This window comes from Pseudoteredinibacter isoporae (assembly GCF_040372805.1).
GTDB classification, from domain to species: domain Bacteria; phylum Pseudomonadota; class Gammaproteobacteria; order Pseudomonadales; family Cellvibrionaceae; genus Pseudoteredinibacter; species Pseudoteredinibacter isoporae_A.
On sequence record NZ_BAABWJ010000002.1, the window covers coordinates 380778 to 399446 of the forward strand.

The window sequence follows — 18669 nt, forward strand, 5'->3', positions numbered from 1 at the left end:
AACTGTTGGTGTCCACTGGTGAGGGCGCCTCGGTACAAGTTTATCAACTGGGTGATGTTGCCAATAACGCCCGTGCTGAGTTGAGCTTGTTGATTCTGCGCCAGGACGGTGAAGTCTTTGCTGGTGACTTGGCGATTCAGGGGCAGGACCTTTACGTTGCCGCTGGGCAGGGAGATCTGCAGTTGTTTGACATCTCTACCTGGTTGGCGGGAGATTTCAGGCAGGGTTTGGCGCTGAAACAATACTATTCTCTGACCGGGTCTGCCGAGGCGGTTGTACTGGCCGATAAGAGTTTCTATGTGGGTAGTGCCTATATTTATGCCGATGGCGAGCCTGCCGAAAACCCGGTATCCGTTGATGCCCATATTGGCGGATTGGGTGGTGGTTTAAACACCTTTGAGCCGAAAGGGCTGGCGGTGATTGAGCAGCTGCCAACGTCGGGCGCGTACCTGCCTGTCGATGGGGCAATTGAAATTCAGTTCAACCGAATTCTCGACAATAGCCAACTCGCATTGATCGACAGTAGTTTGTTGAGCCTTACCCAGGCAGGGCAGCGTGTCGAAGGTTTGAGTTCAGTAAGCACCAATAACGCGGGTTCTCGAATTCGATTCAAACCCACAACTGAACTTGATGCTGAAAAAGTTTACCAACTCACACTCAGTGGAGCCTTGAAAGATATTCATGGCAATTTGCTGGGTGAAGATTATCGATTTGGCTTTACGGCAAGCGCTCACCGTCAACCGAAAGCGAAGCAGCTGCAACCGAATGCTGGCACCTGGCGTGGTGGAAGTCGCATCACGGTATTGGGTAGCGAACTGGCGAATGTCGATACGATTTGGTTAGGCGATAAATCCATTGCGGCCAGTGAGTTTGTGGTTCACAAGGATTCTGAAGTTCAGTTTGATGCGCCTGCATTATCGGTAAGTCCTGCAGGAAATTTGAGTGTTGGTCTGCGTCTGAGCGCTGGGTCGATGAACCAGTTTATGCCATTGGCCTTTACCTATGTCGCTGACCCTGAAATTCAGGAAATCGGTGAATATTCCCGGGATAGTGAATCCGTACTTGAACAAGTCAAAAGCTTTGAATTCAACGGTAATCAACGAATCGGCATCCGAGGCTTGGGTTTGGGCGTAGGAACCCGAATTCAAATCAATGGTCGCCCAGCCAGCGGGGTGGAGTATCACAATGACAGTCTGATCAGCTTTGATCTACCCAGAGATACGATTGGTACTTTGACGATCAGCCTGAGCAATTTGCCAAGTGGTAATGATCGTATTGAGAACACTCAATTGACTGTTGTTCTTGGCTCGAAGATTGGTCGCCCGGGGATTCATCAGATAAGCCGAGATGGCTCTATGCTGGCTATGTCTTCGACAAATTCTGTATCCCTGTTCAGTCAAATTGAAGCAGGATTACCGACGTTACTGTCGCAGATTCCGCAATCTGGAACGGTAGAAGCCGTCGCTATTTCAGAGGGTTACCTGGTCGTCGCCGATGGCGCCGGTGATCAATTGCGTGTCTATGATATTGCGAACGTTTATTCACCTCGGGAAATCAATCAATTCGATTTGCCTGAAGCAGCAAGTCTGGACGATCTTGTGCTGCAAGGTCAGACAATATTGGTACGTACTCAAAATGATGTTTACGCCGCACACGTTAAAGCGGGGGACTTTGTTCGTATCGAAACCGGTTCAGCCATTGTTGATTTGGTCGCTGATAAGCAACACGCCTATGTGTTGTATGGTGATCGACTTGAGGTGCGCAGCCTGGAGCAACCTGAAACCGTTGCAGCCACTCACAATCACAGCCTCAGCTCAGCGAGCAATATTGTGCTCGATCAGCAGCGTGCGTTGATTTACAGCGCGAGCGGATTTGAGCTTCTTACTTTGTCCCGGATTCGCAGTCAGCAGCAATTGCCGCTACTTGGAAGCTATACGGGGGGCATCGAAGAGCTTACCTTTGAGGGAGAACTTCTGGCTCTGTACAAAGAAAATGAGCTGCGTTTATTTGATATCAATCTTGCGTCAGGTTCGGTTATAGAATTAACGGAACTGAGCGAGGTCGACATAAAGCAATACACTCCTGACAACTTATCGTTAAGCAATGGAACGCTTTCCTGGGTTGATAGTGAAAGAAATTATCGCTTCGCGAATGTTCCTTTTGCAAACGTCGTCAGAGTACTTCCTGAGCAGGGCATCGCATCGGCTAATGCGACTGTCGCTCTGAACTTTAGTGGTTCATCCGAATCCTGGGAAGGGGTGACATTAGGGCTCAAGGATCTTGAGTCAAATAGCGACATCAGCGGTGTAACGTCACTATTGGGTTCTCGCTTGAGCTTCCAGCGAGTTGACGGGAATTACATCGAAGGCCGTGATTATCAAATCAATTTATTGAACGAACCACAGCAAACTTTGGTGGGAGCGAATGTAAGCTTTGATTTGCCCTGGGATATTTTCGCTCAAGCATTGTTCGGGGCCGTGAAATTCGAAGTGTACGATATTTCTCCAAATCTGATCTTAATTGACAGTAGTCACGATATCAGTGTGACGGGAGATATGCTGGAAAACATCACAGAGGTTTATCTGAACGGCACTCAGCTGGCGGCTCAGCAGTGGCGTTACGACGAGCAGAATAAAACCATTGTGTTGAGCTTGTCCGTGTCGGAGCAAGGCGACTATTCAGTGCGTTTCCGTTCGCTCTATCATGAGCAAACATTGCTTGGAGCTATTGTCGCTCAGGCACCTCTGGGTGCAATTCAGGCAACGACGGATAATGCTGCGGCAAATAATCTGCTGAGTGATACCGGTGGTGATACGATTGTCATCGCCGGGGAAGGGCTGGGTAAGGATCTCGTGGTCTATATGGTACCTTCCGGTTTTGAAAGTGGATACACACAAGCCGATAGACTGAACGGTGACTTTAGCAATAATCAATATACGGCGAGCTCTCCAGCCGTAGAACATGATCAGCTGTACTCTCTGATTTTGATTCGTGAGGATTCTGGCCAGGAAACTGTCTTGCAGGATGTCTTGACCGGTGTCGACGATACGTCTCCGATTCTGGAAGAACAGCAGCTCATGTCTCGCACTCGAAATTTGGTGCTGGAATTTGATGAGCCGGTTGTCGCAACAGCGATGTCTGTCCAGGAAGAAATTTTGGACTACAGCGCTAGCGCATTGCTTGATGTCAGTGCACAGTTTGATCTCGTTCAGACTCAGGAGAAACTTGAGCTTAAACTGCTTCCTGGATTTGAGTTGCGTAGCAATCGCCGCTACACCATTACGATAGAAGGTATTGCAGATGAGCGCGGCAATCAGCCAACTGAAACGCAAACATTGAGTGCTGGAGTCTTTACTCAGGTTCTGAATACCGAAGACAGCTTGGAACCGCGCAATATTCAAATTCTTAACGCTGCCAATGATCAGGTACTGAATGAGGGTGATGCCTTCACTCGCGGTCGTCAGTATGAGGTGAGTTTCGCGGCGGAAGATAATCTGGACGAAATCGATGATCTGATTTTCAGAGTGCGCTTATCTACCGATGGCGGTGCCAGCTATGGCGCGCAAACCGAGTTGGCAAGTGACGAGAGCTTTGAGTTGGATATGCCCGCCGGCGTTGATTCGCTGTCGATTCGCGTGGATGTTGTTGATAGCAGTGGCAATTCGGCGCAGCTGATACTGCCACTAACGGTTGCAGATCCGGATATTGCCATTGGTGATATGCAGCTGAGTCCTTCAAGTGTTGAAGAGGCCAGTCGTGTTCTAATCAGCTTTGAATTGAATGGCGATGTTGGATTGGTTCGAGAGGCGAATATTCGAGTTCTCGATCGTTGGTACCCGGCTGAAATTATTCTGAATGGCGAAAGCCAGGCTCAGGTTCAACTCTCTTTCCTTAATCCGAAGTTGGCCGACATTGCACCTGTCACCGAGATACCCGTGCGTTTGAGCCTTGAGTACGGTGAGGGTGTAAATATCACCGCTGACAGCAGCTATACCTTGGTTCAGGACGCAACTGCGCCGACCATCAGTATTGTGTCGCCACGTGATGGTGACAAGGTCCCTGTTGGAGAACCTGTTGATATTATCCTGAAATCGTTCGACCTCTTCGGTGTTGATAGAGTAGAAGTCAGTATTGGTGTCGGTGGCTTTGTTGAGGCCGATAGCCCGACCTCGCATCGTTTCACACCTGATAACCTTGGTGGACTCACAATCGCTGCACGCGTTATTGATTCCTCCGGTTTGATTACTGAAGCCAGCCCAATCACAGTTGAGGTGATCGAAGGCCAAGCTCAGACTGAAGCGTTAAGTATTCTAAAGCCTAAAGATGGCGCTGAATTCTATGAAGGCGAGCAGGTAGAATTTGAAGTCTTGCTGGGTAAAGATCAGGGTACTTTAAACCTCTTTATTGGTGGTGATGAGAACGACGCCCGTAATCCAACTCCGATCACATTGGATCGAACTGCTCAGTCGTCTGATCGCTTCAGCTTCAATGCCACGATGCCGACGATTGGTGAGAGCGCCGTATTGTTTGCGACCTTGGAAGCAGAGGGTGCTCAGGATCGCCGGTTTATCAACCTGATTAAAGATGATGGTCTGGACCTGGATCCAGAAATCACGGTTCTGCCCGAAAACAATGTATTGGCGGGTAGCGAATTGTGGTTGAAGGCCAAAGCACCAGACACCATGGAAGATTTCGATAGCTCGTCTAGCTTGACGATTATCGATCCAAAAGATCAGGGACAAACTCAGGAACTGCCGTTCAGCGATGGCCTGCAGGTGTATCGCAGCCGTGATGTGGGAGCAGAAGTCTTGCTGCGAGCAGAGCTGCGGGACCGTTCCGGCAACAGCAAAAGCGCAGAAAAAACGCTGGCGAAGATTCCATATTTGAACACAAATAAGCAGCTTGCGTATACGGCGCCAGCTGGAGATCAACGCGTTGTGGCTTTGCACCACCTTCCAGGTGCAGGCTCTGACCGCATTCTGCTTGCCCTCGATAAGGCCGTTGAAGAGCGTTTTGCTGTTAACGATCTGTCGGGTAGTGAAGTACTGAGCGGTAGTGGACGCTTGTTACGAAGCGAAATGACGGGCTTGGGCCTTTTCTTATTGCTGGAAGATCAATCTGGTCAACGTATTGATTACTTCGCGCACACGACAAATGGCTTTGCACCGGTACAGAGCCTGCGTCTCTATGGCGACTTGCTGGCGACAGCTTCCAACATTGCTTATCTGCAGTTTGGTCAGCACGTGAGTGCCGCGGTGTTCACCGAAGAGGGGATCAGTTGGTTAGCCGGGATTCAGACTGGCGGAGAAATTCGCAGTGCTGAGGCTTCCATCAACGGATTGCTATTGCTCAACAGCGAAGGTGTTGAAGAGCTTCGAATTAATTATCAGGCTGCTGTTCCTCAGCTCGAATTGAGCAGCAGTATTGTTGCTGCGGGATACACAGAGCTGGCGTCTCAGCATGACAGGTTATATTTGTGGAATAACAAGCAAATAGCGGCGTACAGTCGAGGCCAAACGGTTCAGCATCTTCATACTATTGAACTGGCAGGAGAGGTCCGCGATCACGTAACCGACGGAGAGCTGGTCTGGCTGCAAATTGATAGCGACTTGTCGAGTAAAGCCTGGTATGGCTTGCGTGGCGAAGAGCTATTGGCGATTCGCACAGAGGGTTTTGTTAAGCAATGGTTTGCTGGAAACAAACTCTATGAACTGTATCGTGAGGATGACCGCGATAAGTTGTATAGCCGTTCATTGAATGCGACAGCTACTGCCCCTGTGCTGTCTCCGGTAGTAGAAGCAAATGTTCAATCCGTGGATATAATTCTGGAGCATAACGCCGAAACCCTGGGCGGTGCTGAGTCATATATTGTGGATACCTCGGGTAATTATCGCCCGGCCGCAAGAGGCTCGAAAGATGGTAAGCCTATGTTGCGTATTGCGCGCAGCCAGCTTGCTGCTGGTAATCTGCAGCTGTTGTATCGTGATCGCTCTGGCGCTGAAGAGCGAGTGGATTTGACGATCAGTCATACTCCCTTAGGCACTATTGACAGCGTTATTCCGGTCGCTGCTCAGGATTTGAGTCGTGGTGCAGAGATACCACTGCGCGCGTATTTTGCGGATACTGCAAGAGTGGACGAGGCCTCAATAGAGGTTTCGGGAGAGCGTAAACTTGCTGTGGGTGAGCAAGCGGTGATGCGTTGGGTGCGTCTACCTGAGGGTGGCGATACTGCAGACTTGCGCTACTACGCCAATGGCAGTGTGCAGTTGGAAAACAGCCACAACCTGATCGATAACGATCCCTCACTGGACAGCGTGACCTTGGCGGCGCCGCAGAATAACCAGCGCTTTGCCGAGGGTGAATTAATGTCTGTTAGCTATCAGCTGACGGATAACAATAGTGAGTTCCGCTTTGCGGTTGCGACTCTATCAAGTTTCGAAGGTGAGGAAGTTGCACGCCTCTACTTGCCTGAGAGCAATGGTCAATTTGCGTTGCGTCTACCGCTCTTGTCGAGCCAGCAGAATTTCAATTTGGTGGTTCGCGCTTACTATGGCGACAGCTATCGTTACTCAGAGCTTGCACGTAACATTCGAATTTCTCCGCAGTTACAACTGCCGGACGCGCAGTTACAAGGTGTCAGCAGTGCGGTAATGCGTGGCTCACGACTGCGTCTCTCGCATCAAAATAATTTAGCGAGTGATTTGCGTGCAACCATTGAAATTACCGATATCAATGGCACTGTATTGGCCAGTGGTGAGCGCGAAATTGACTTCAGTGTTAATGTCGCATCAGACGTGAACCAGTTACGGGTACAAGCTCGCGTTCGTGATCAGCTGGGCAATGAACGTTCACGTCAGTACCGCATTGCGGTTTATGACGGCTTGACGGCCAACAGCGGTTCGGCACCGACTTATGACTTTGCTCTGACGGCTGCGGATGAATTATTGCTTGTACAGGGAAGAACCGTCCGGAATTTGGCTGGTGATACGCTTCTGCAATTGGGTGGTACAGTTACTGCGGCTACCTATCTTGGCGATAAGTTGCTATTAGCCATTTCCGGGGAAGGCCTGAAGCTTTATGGTCGTGCTGATCCTGCTCAATCGTACAGTGAGGAAGCCAGTTACAGCTTGAGCGGTAACGTTGAAAGCATGAGTAGCCTGGCCCACGACCGACTCCTTCTCAATGTAGATGGACGCTTGGTGGCCTATCAAGTCTTTGGTAAGGAACTGTCCACAACCAATGTCGCGAGTATTCAAGGACAGGTTTTAGCTGTTCAGGTTCAGGGCGAGCACTTCCTGGTTCTGAGCAATACGGGGCTGTACCGTTTGAATCGCAACTACACAGTAGCAGCAAGCAGCAATGGTAGTTTCAAAGCTATGGCTGCGATGGATGGCTTTGTGTATCTGGTTGACGAGTCAGGAAACTGGCGTGCTTATGATGAGTCGTTCGATGAGTATCGTTTGAGCTTGAATCACTCGGCTCAACAGTTGATTCCACTACAAAATGAACTTCTGGTATTAGACGGAGATAAGGGCAGAGCTCAATTAATTGACTTCCGTAATCCGTTCTTGCCTGAGGTGCGTGGTAGCTTTGTTATACCGACTGCCACAGAAGCTGATTCTGCTTTCCTGTATGGAGGTGAACTGTTCCTGGGTGGCAGCAGTCAGCAGAAATTGTCATTGGCATCAGCGGCTAGCGGTCTACTGAAACTGTATGAAGATGACAGACCTAAGGGTAATGTCAGCAGTGTTGCTATTGATCGGGGCTACTATTTGGCCGCTGCCGATTACTACGGCAGTATTTCCCAGCATCTGGACGAAAACGGACAGTGGGATATTCAGGTTGTGCCTGCGCCTTATCAGGAGAGCGCCCAAATTGTTGACGCGGAAGCGGGCAGGGCCTTTGTCTTGCAACGTGGCGTCCAGCGTATTCTGGATCTGCGCAAACTTCTTGATCAGAAAACCGAAGCTCTACTGCAAGGTGCTCAGTTCGAAGACTTTGCGTTGAGCAATACCCGATTGGCCGCCAGCGTAGGTAATCAACTCTACATGGTTGATCTGGATCAGAGTGGTCAGGGTTCTCTCGAAGTTGGCGCCAGTGAGCCCATCAGTGCTCTAGCGGTGGCAGACAAGTTGGTTTACACCGCAGATGGCCAGGGTGTGGTTTATCAGGTCGCCACAGAGCTTCCGATCGAAAGTGGACGTGAAAATATCCAGGCCCTGTTCAATGCGGGCGAAGCGGTCAGTCAACTGGCAGCGAGTGGAGATCACTTGTTCTACGGTGCTGGACATCGTATCCACCGCTACACAATTGCCAGCTTGCTGGACGAATCGTTCGACCTTGAAGGTTCTGTATCAGCGCTGGCGTATCGTCAGGGGATGGTTTGGTTTGCTGTCGGTAAGAAACTGTACCGTAGCGATGCATACAACTGGACTCAACCCGAGTTGGTACTGGAACTCGATGTCACGGTTCAGGATATTGCTATTGATGGTGATCGCTTGCTGTTGGCATTGGGTGAAAACGGTTTGGAAATTTACCGTATAGCGACTTCAATGCTGGCCGCAGATCCAAGTTTGGCTAACCCTGCCAGTATGAAAGTTTTGCAGCAGGGTGATGAAATCGAACTGAGTCTGGCTGATACCAGCGGTGTTCGGGCGGTGGACTACTACGTGGACGGCCGCTTGCTCAGTCGTCAGACGGCCGAACCGTTTGCCACACGCGTCATGTTGCCGGCGGATTTACGTAATGGTCAGACCTTTGATGTCAGTGCCAAAATTGAAAGCGTTTATGGCCTGCATCGTGAATCCGTGGCTCGCTCCCTGGTATTGCAGGGTGAGAATCAGCCGAGCAATAATTTCCGTATCGGTATGGATTTGACCAAACCGCATCGCAATTTGTATCTGCCAAATCCGGTTCAGATTGAAGCGTACGTGCTGAACAGCAGTCAGCCAATCCAGCAAGTGGAATTCTACGAAGCCGACAGTGCATCAGGTCCATTTACACTAATTGCCAAACGTACTGGCCCGGTTTATTCGGTTCAGAAATTCTATGAGTTGGACGCCAATAAGTTTATCAAGGCGCGTGCTATCGATATCTACGGAAACTTCACCGAGACACCGGCTCAGGCTGTAACGCGTCTTGTTGATCCGTTCGCTCCGGAAGTTGAGTTGCAAATTGAGGGCTTGATTAAAAATGGTAATCCGGTGGCAGGCCGACCCTTTACCATTTTGGCGAAGTCTTCCGATACTGGAAGTGGAGTGGACACGGCATTCCTGAAACGCAACGGCTTGATTGTTGCTGTTGCTCGTGGTGGTGATGACATCAGTTACACCGAAACCGCGCCAGAATTGGGTACACAGCTGAACTTTGAAATCGAAGCGCTTGATTTCAGTGATAACAAATCCAGCAGCACCCTTAACCTGACGGTGTTGAATGATTTGTTGCCTAGTATCGATGAAGTTCGAGTGGGTGATGATATCTATGAACGCGAAGAGTTCAGGGTAGAAGTTCGAGCCAGCGACGATATTAGTGTTGCTGCCATCGAATTGAACTGGCAGGGCGAGCGTATTGAGATGAATCTTGGCAAGGACTATGCCGGTTTCTATCGTCATCAATTGAAGGACAATCGTTCTGGACGTGTGAGCGGTCAAATAGATGAGCCTTTGGTAGTCAAAGTCATTGATAGCAGTGGTCAGGTTCAGACTCAAAATGATTCTGTAACGATTAAAGAGAATAAAGCCCCTGAAGCTGACAAGCTGAGCATTGTTAAGCCCACCAGTGGTTATTATGGTTTCCGAAACATTATCCGTGTGAGTAATCTTCGTGAGGCCAATGGCGAAAATCGACGGGAGTACTTGAATCTGGAGTTGATCCAGGAAGATCAGGACGGTACGCCAATTAAGGTTCACAAAGCATATACCGCTGACGAGTCTAAATACTTCGAGGTCACTGCTGATCCGGGTTCCAGTGCAGATGATATTTACCGCTTCCGAATCAAGCTGATCGACGAGCTGGGCCAAGAATCTCTCACTGAGGTGCAGAGTTTCCCGCTTAACGCCTTGCCTGATCAGTTACGATTTGTCGATGAGGTCGGCGTGAACCCCGGTGTCGCTACTGTCGGCTCGGAGCTTACCTTTAAGCTGTTGGTTCTGGATGGTTCCGGTATTGCGATTTCAGGTGCCGAAGTGGATTTGGTTCTGCGTACCGCAAATGGGTCGCATATTCAGGATATCGCGAACGGTCTACCGAGTGATGAAAACGGAATCGTTAACTTCGCTTGGACCAGTCCAAGCGAAGCAGCAGCTTATAAAGTTGTTGCAAGATCAAGAACTGTTGTCGGTTTACAAGCCGAACACGAGTTGCAGTTGATATCTGGCGACCAGAGTAGTGTATCGATTGATTACATAGAAGCGGTGAAGCCAGGTGAAACTGCGACAATAACTGCTCGAGTGTTGGATAAGGACGGCAATGTTGTTGTTCAGAATTCGTCCTCCAAGGTTTCGTTGACAATTACTGAACCGCTATTCCACTTTGGTTTTGCAGAAGGTGTTGTGATCGAGCCGCTGCAACCGGAAGGTGAGAAAGCGACAGTGACCCTGAATGAAGGTGAGCTGAGTGTGGACTTATCAGCAAGCGTTAAGGGCGGGGATTATGAACTGACGGTTCTAGTCGATGGTCAGGAACTGCCGATTGTTTATGACAATGACGGTGAGAGTGCTACTGACCCGGTAAGTGTTGACGCGATTCCATTGACGGTAAGCTATGGCAGCCCGCAGGGCTTCGCGATGGAAACCATAGCCATGAGCAATCACCAGTTTGGACGCGAAGACGTTCTGGAAACCGGTGAAACGGCCACTGTATCCCTGGCCTTGGTAGACGAATACGGAAACCGAGTTAAAACAATAGACAATGCAGGCCAAACTCAGGATGCCAACCTGACGGTGAACATTAGTGAAAACGGCGAATCTCAGATTAATGGTCAGGCTGACAGCGCGACGCTGCAAATTTCTGCGGGTTACGTAGAGTTCGCAGTTCAAAATGACGAAGTTGAAACCATCGAGTTGAACTTGTCTTCTGTGACGCCGCAGCTCTCGGGTGTCGATAATAGTGCGAGCCATTCGCTGGTCTTTGCTCGTCGTCCTGCTGCGATCAATCAGCGTCGCTTTGTACAAACGCGTGATGATGATCCAGCACTGATTGAATTTACCTTTAGCGAACCGGTGAAGCAGCAAAGCTCCGCCGATATGGTTCGTTTGCTTCTGGACGATCAGGAAGTATCAGGCTTGACAGAATTGTCCGACAGCACTGTCAGTTTCACATTCGTTGAAGCCATGGAACTGGGGCGTTGCTACCAGTTCACAACAGTGGGTTCGAGTTTGGTATCGGTTGCGGATGATACGCCAGTACTGGAACGTGCCGCTAACTTGTGTGCTCCTGTGATTTCAATTCCTGCACAGCCTGATCCGTACATGCTTGAAGGCAGCAGTGAGAATCTGGTAGTTACGACGGCAGCGAACTTTAATCCAAATGGCTTTGAAGGCATGGAACTCAGGGTGGCGGGTGAAAGCTTCTTTGTGAGCTATCCAGAGTTGCAGTTTACGGTTCCTACCACTACGGGTACCGCCGCAAATGATGGAGACAGTTTTGATATCGAGCTTGAGATAGTGGGGGCAGGGACCCCAATGGATGTTGCCAATACCCGCTCGATTCGCATTCTCCAGCGTGATGGTGATTTCGATAACGATGGCCTCAACAATGCATTGGAAGTTCTGCTGCAATTGGATCCAATTTCCTCGGATTCCAATGGCGATGGTACTGATGACGGGGCAGAGGACAGCGATAACGATGGTTTGAGTAACAGCGATGAACTGAGCCGAGGCACTGAGCCGTTTAATCCGGATTCCGACGATGACGGATTAAACGATGGTGTTGAAGTGAATACTCATGGTACCGACCCATTGAATCCGGATCATGACAATGACGACATTCCGGATGGTCTTGAAGTCGCGACGGGCAGCTCGCCTACCGATCCTGCATCGGGTGATATCAGTAGCGCAGTTACCGCGATAGTGGTTAATCCATCCGATATTTTGATCGACCTGGACGCCGCCAATGAGGTTAGTCTTGAAGTGACGGCGACGGCCGAAGCTGCTGGACGTCAGTATGAACTGAATGTCAGTGAGAACCGCTTCGGCACTCAATACACTTCAAACGACAGCAGCATTATTGAATCTCTGGGCAATGGCCGGTTCGCATTGCGCAAAGATGGTGAGACCAGTATCGATATTGCTCTGGGTTCCGCGAACGCAAATATCCCAGTGAAGATCAATCCTGGTGTCGGTCCTCAAGGTGCCTGGCGTTTGCGACCAATGTTGCCAGCCCAGCGCCTATATGCTGGCAGTAACCACGCTAAGTTGTGGTTGGAGTATCAGGATACGCAGGCGGTTGGTGAACTGATGTCTGTGAAGCTGGACGGTCAGGCTATGAACTTTAAAGTCAATAGTTTATTGCCTTCATGGATTCACAGGGCGCCTAAACTGATTGAAAACGGTCAAATTGAGGAGGTGGTTTACGATCCTGCCAGTGGTGGGTATCTGCCTCTGTTTGTGCGTTTTGATTATATTGGAGGCTACCTCGATCTCTACACAAGATTGTGTACCGATTCTGGTTGCTCCAATACTGTGAGTCGTGATCAAACTTTGATGATAGATGACGGTAGTCCTAGTGCTGATGATCGAATTGAGAATGAGGATGACCTAAAGCCTGGTAACTCTTATATTTTGGTAGTTACTGTTCGTTCCGAGGCTTTGAAAATGGAAGATATTTTGGCTAACAAACCCATACAGCCTTCAAATCCTCCGTCTCAGCCAGGTAATTTGTTTGTGAGCCTGTCTTTTCAGGATGGAGCGCTCAATGTGGAAGCAGAGACTCAAGGAACAACGATATACAGCTTGGAACTTACCTCTCCAAACGGTGTGCCTGCTCAAAGTAATGGTGAGTTAGAAATTCAGTACACCGGAGCGCTTGATGGTGAACAGAAAACTGAAATTCTCTCTGTACCTGTCAGCAACGACCCGGATGCGAGCATCGTGGTTGATCCAGCTGTGCCTGATACCTTGCAATTGAAGGTGGGGGAACCCATTCAGGTGCCGATCAATATTGAAGATCCTGGATTAAATGACATTCGAGTGGAATATCTGCTTGATGGTGAATTGTTGGAAGCTCCTCGCAAAGGTAGCGCGACACCTCCTTGCGAACCTTATCCAGAATGTAACTTTTAATGGAAGTTGAAATGGAATTAGATCGACTCTGGTTTAAAACTCGGGACTTTTTGGCAGCCGGTTTGCTGCTTCTGAGTGTTGCAGCTGTGGCCCAGCCGAATTTTGAACTGCCAGAAGAAATGGTCAGTGAACGTGAAAGCTATAAAGCTGAAACCTTAAATGACTTTTCTCAGGCATATAAAGTCGATCGTCATTACTACAAGTTGAAAAGTGAGGATATCGGTAATCGTAGCCTTGTTATTCGTGTTGTTGAAAAGAAAGCTGGCGGGACCGAATTAAGTCGAGATATTAAAACCATTGCCTTGACCGTTGAAGAGGAGGCTGCGTGTTTACCCCCCACAATTGAAGCGATATCAACTCCTTCGGAACTGAAGAATGTTTTCAACGCATCTTTTCAGGGAAGCAGTTATGTTCTGCAGGAGGAGGTGAACTTAGAACCAGATATCTATCGGGGTGGTACGTTCAACTATTTTTTGCCTGGAGTAAAAGTTAAGTTAAACACATCAGGTCGTTTCAGTGTTGAAAACGGAAGTTTTACAGGAAGTGATAGCCTTAATGGTTATTATATGCATATTTATCGAGATGACGGTAATCTTGAATCGAGTGATCTAGTATCGAGCCAGAAAGTTGAATCGCACCCAACTGGAGTTGATTTGGATGCTGGAAACTATATAGCCGCATTTTCAGTTTTTTCCTATGTCAGAATCAATGAATCTAACCTGCAAGCAGAATGTACTTCTGAGTGGTCTGGGTGTTCAGGTAGCCTTGATTTTTCAATGCAGCTTGCTTTTGATCAAGGTGATATGACGGTGGCTCCCCTAAAAAATGCAATTCCACCCAAGGGATCCGTTCCTCCATTTCAATACAAAGCCACTTCTCCCGGTGGTATTAGCAAAGTCAGCATGCAGCACAATGGCCAGTCCTTGGACTTGCTAACAGAAGATGAAGTTGTCTATTTTTTGGACCTTGAAAACCCTGAGCACCTGAATTTTCTTGCGGGAGCAATAAGTGGCGAATCTCAGGTAGACATCACTCTGAGAGCTGAAAATAACTGCGGTATGAACTTCGAGAAACCCTATCGTATCGATGTGCTTCCAGATGTTGCTCCGAGTATCAGTAGTGCCAGTAGTCAGGCATTGAGTTTGCAGATCGGTGAGATTCAGCAGCGAGCATTAGTGGTTCAGGACCCAGGTTTCAATGTGCAGCATATTAAGGCGGTTTTGTTTGCTGAAAATGCCGATACCTCTAGCTTGGACTTGTCCCTGTCAAACTATAGCAATGAAATCGTTGCGGAAGTCGGCAGCCTGAACCTTGACAGTTTTGGTTGGACATCAGCTCGAACCAGTGAGTTGAGTCTGCGTGTTCCAGTAGAAGCAAAGGTTGGTTTGAATCCAGGGAAATTCCAATTTCGTTTTTTGGTGTTTGATGGTTTGGGGAACAGTGTTGTTTCCAGTTCTGTAAATGCAGAGATCAAAGCGTCTGACTTTCCTCCGAATCTAACGCTGACGCCGCCAGACTTTCGTATACCGGCCGGTGGAAAGACCAATATCGAAATTAAGGTACGACATCAGGCTCCGTTGGCCAATCTGGAGTATCAAATTGGCAGTGCTGATGTACAAACGGTTAATTTGAATGGAGACAGGGAGTATGACGGAGCCATACAAATTGATGTTCCCCAAAATGCAATAATCGGTGATTCCATCAGTTTTTCTGCAACGGTTACCGACCAGAGCGGTAAGGCGAGTACAGAATTTGCTCAAATTGAGGTTGGTGATTGGGGTGAAAACAGTGTCACTATCGATGACAGCAGTGGTATCGAAGAGCTGACCTTGGCGCACAGCTATAGCAATATTACCGTATTAAATACTTCGGTCAGATATGCGAACCCGGACATTAAATTAAATCGTCTGACGATTGGCAATGGTGGTGAAGTGGTCACTCAATACCGCCAGTTAGATGATGGCAGCGGTTCGGCAAATGATAACCTGGGTGACTTATCGGTACGTGAGCAATTAGAGGTTCAGGCTGGTGGCGTGCTGAGTGTCGATTCACTGTACACCCGAACAATTCAAGGGTTCACAGATTTCCGCAGCTCTCACGGCGGTGCGGCGCTTGAGGTGAATGGGGAAGCCTTTGATTCCATTGCTCTGCCGGTATGGCCGGGTATGTCTGGTCCAGCTGAGGGCTACCAAGAAAATAATCAGCAGGGTGAGGGCGGCGGCGTCCTTATCGTTCACGCACCAACAATCGTTATTAATGGCACGATTCACGCCAATGGCAGGGACGCATCTTTCTCTGGTTCCGGTGCTGGTGCCGGGGGAACGGTTCGCTTACATACGACCAGTCTGTCGGGCACTGGTACGGTCAGTGCAAATGGCGGCAATTGTACGGGTTACTACTGTCTGTCGAGTGGGGCGGGTGGACGTGTTGCGATCTATTACGACAGTTTTTCAGGCGGTGACATTCTTGACAGTCTGACCCTGCAAGCTCGTGAAGGGACTAAAGTCCATCCCCGCAAATCGTCGGGTCCCGGCACAGTTTATGTGAAGGCTCAGGGTGATGCCGCGCCAAGTTTGTTGATAAGTTCCAACACTGCCAATAATACAACTCAGAGTGATATTCCCAGCACAGTAATATATGGCCTTCTTCCACATACGATCAGTCAGATTGAAAATATTGGTTCCGGGCAACAAAAAATAACCATCAGTGATAATTTTAATGTGGAATTAAAGTGGTCCCAAACCTACCCATCAACTCTGGCAAGGCAGAGTTTGATTGGCCAGCCGTTTATTTTGGACAGCAGCCAAAGTAATGCCAACATTTATACCGTTATAGCAAATACTGACAACAGTTTAACAATTGAATCAAATGATGATTTGTCGTCTTACGTCGGCAAAGAATTAGTCGGTATTCTGCGTCTGAAAGAACTGCGAGTTGAAAACAAGGCATCTATTAGTACTGGCCGCTTGTTGTACGCCGACTCGTACGACCTAACCAACAATAATTCCATCGATGATGTGCCCAGAATCGAGACCGGTGCAGATACGGTTTTAGGCCACTTGGATACCGCTCAGAAAAATACCTTTCTCGGCAATGTGATTGCAGACTCTGTCACTATCCGTGATGACGGCTTGAACGTGCGCGGAAATCTAACCGTAAATGGGGATTTTTCAGGCAATGGGTCTGTAGAAATTACTGGTGACTTGAACGTTAGTAACTTCTTATATCAAGTTCAATACAGTAGCTTCAAGTTCAAGGTGGGTGGCGATGCAACGATTGGCTCCGAATTATCGTTAGGCCTCGGCACCTATGACTTCAGTGGTGATCTCAGTGTCGACAGTATTGCTTTAACTGGAAATACAACGATCAAAGTTGGCAATAATCTTTCGGTTACTCAAGGCGTCACACAAAAAGATAGCTCTAAGCTGATAGTGGAAAAAGCCACACAGATAGGTGCTGATCTTGATTTGGACAATAATTCCGCCATTACTTTGGGTACGGGAGACACAACGATAATTGGAAATGTGGTTTTAGCTGACTCCTCGGTTATCAGAGATAGCAACGACTTCGGTTCCCGAACAGTTAGTGCGGCGAGTTTTAGTTTTCTGGGGAGTTCCGGAATTGCTGTAGATGCAGCAGTGGATACAAACGGGAATTTTACGTCGACCTCAACCGGATACCTAGGTATAAAAGAAGCCTTATCAGCTCAGCTTGTGCATATCGAAAATCCAGGAAGTATAAGCATATCGCTAGGTGACACCATAACGGCGACTGAGGTGCTGTTGACCAATATTGATCGCATATCTCTTGGTACCGTTTCCACCAGTGGACGCTTTGAGATCAATACTGACAATACGGATGGAACAAATTGGAGTATAGGAGGAATTGAAGGAAATCCTCAAACCCAGATCAGCGCTCGCCGAATTGTGGAAATAGAAGGGCCTGCTAACGTAGGTAGCCTAGATTGTTCCGTTGCAACAGAACTGAAATTGAGCGGTACTCTGGCATCGTCCGGGGGAATCTCCCTGGACGACTGCAAATTGATGTCGAGCGAAGCGGTTAGCGCTGGTGCTCAGGTGAGATTGAAGGCGGCAACGTTGGAAGCAGACAGCCTGACCTTAAGTGGTACCGAAGGCGTCATTAGCCAAAATGAGTCTGAATTTCGCGTTAAAAACACGGCGAATCTGAATGGCCCTCTAGTGGCTTCCAGCGGCAGCAGCTTTAAGGCAAGGAACCTCAATGCGACAGTGTTTCAATTGGATGGCAGCACTCAGCAAATCGTAGTCAATGTTGAATCTTTGCAAAGTACTGCAGCCATGACTCTTCTCGACACAATCATTCAGCCTTTTCAAAGCGGTGATAGCAACTTTTTCGATTTTGGCTATCGACCGGTCTCTGTGCAGATTTCGAGCGGGGGCACGTTGCTGCTGAATGAAAATTCCCGCATTGATATGACCAACGTGCGTGCAGATACTTACGCGAGAGACGATTTAGGGTTGCCTTATCCCGCGTGTTTGGCAAGTGAAACAGTTTACTCCCACGCTGGTATCGCAGCCGGTTTGAGTGATTGTTTCTATGGCCATTATGATCGCGCCGATACTGCAGGCTTTGGTAGCGATACTGGAGGTAAAATCTCCCTCGAAGCGCCCACTGTAAATATCCAGGGGAATGTCTTGGCCTATGGCGGAAACCGATTTGGCTCAGGTGGTAGTGTCAGAATTCAAGCGGATCAATTACTCGGGAGCGGTACGATTGATGTTCGTGGTTTCTGTGACAGCTGTGGCTCTGCAAGTGCAGCCGATGGTGGCGGTCGAGTTTTAGTAGCGGTTGATGATGTGAGTGGGTTCACCGGGAATATATTTGCTCAAGGCGCTCAAGACAGTTCCCAGATTGGTGGGGCCGGTACCATTCTTTATGCCAACCGCGATCTCAGTAATCGTAAACTGGTAGCCGATAATGGCGGTAATACCGCCGCTCAGTACAGTACGCCTGTTCATACGGTGGGCGAGTTGGTGATCAGTAATCTATCTGGGAATGCCGGGGTTTGGGATGTAGAAGTTTCGGGTACTCCATGGGCGACAGATAACAGGCTTGCAGGTCGCTTGGTGAATCTCGACGTTAGCGATGCTGCTGCACCGAACTACATTATTCACAGCCACACAGACAACACCTTGAAAATTCACACAGACGACGATCTTTCAGTTTATAGCGGAAAGACTCTGATTGGCGTGCATATATTTGAAGCTATCGAAGTGAAAAACGGCGCTTATCTGGACTTCGGTGCAGATCGCGTCATCGTAAATAATATTGGCGCATCTACCATAGACCTGGACCGGATTCGTTCTGGCTCCGGTAGTGTGCTTCAGTAAAACCAGGTAATGAACAAGAG

The 18669-nt window shown here is 48.7% G+C and carries 2 protein-coding genes (1 of these 2 cut by a window edge); both read left to right on the top strand.

What is annotated here, in order from left to right; genetic code table 11:
- Positions 1-13280, top strand: the 3' end of a protein-coding gene (locus ABWW03_RS08105) for an Ig-like domain-containing protein (protein ID WP_353407564.1). It extends 19861 nt beyond the left edge of the window; only the last 13280 of its 33141 coding nucleotides appear in the window; the start codon falls outside the window, past its left edge; the stop codon is at positions 13278-13280.
- Between the two features lie 11 nt (positions 13281-13291).
- On the top strand, positions 13292-18649 hold the full coding sequence (locus ABWW03_RS08110) for a hypothetical protein (RefSeq protein WP_353407566.1): 5358 nt from the start codon (positions 13292-13294) through the stop codon (positions 18647-18649).
- The last annotated feature ends 20 nt before the right edge of the window (positions 18650-18669 follow it).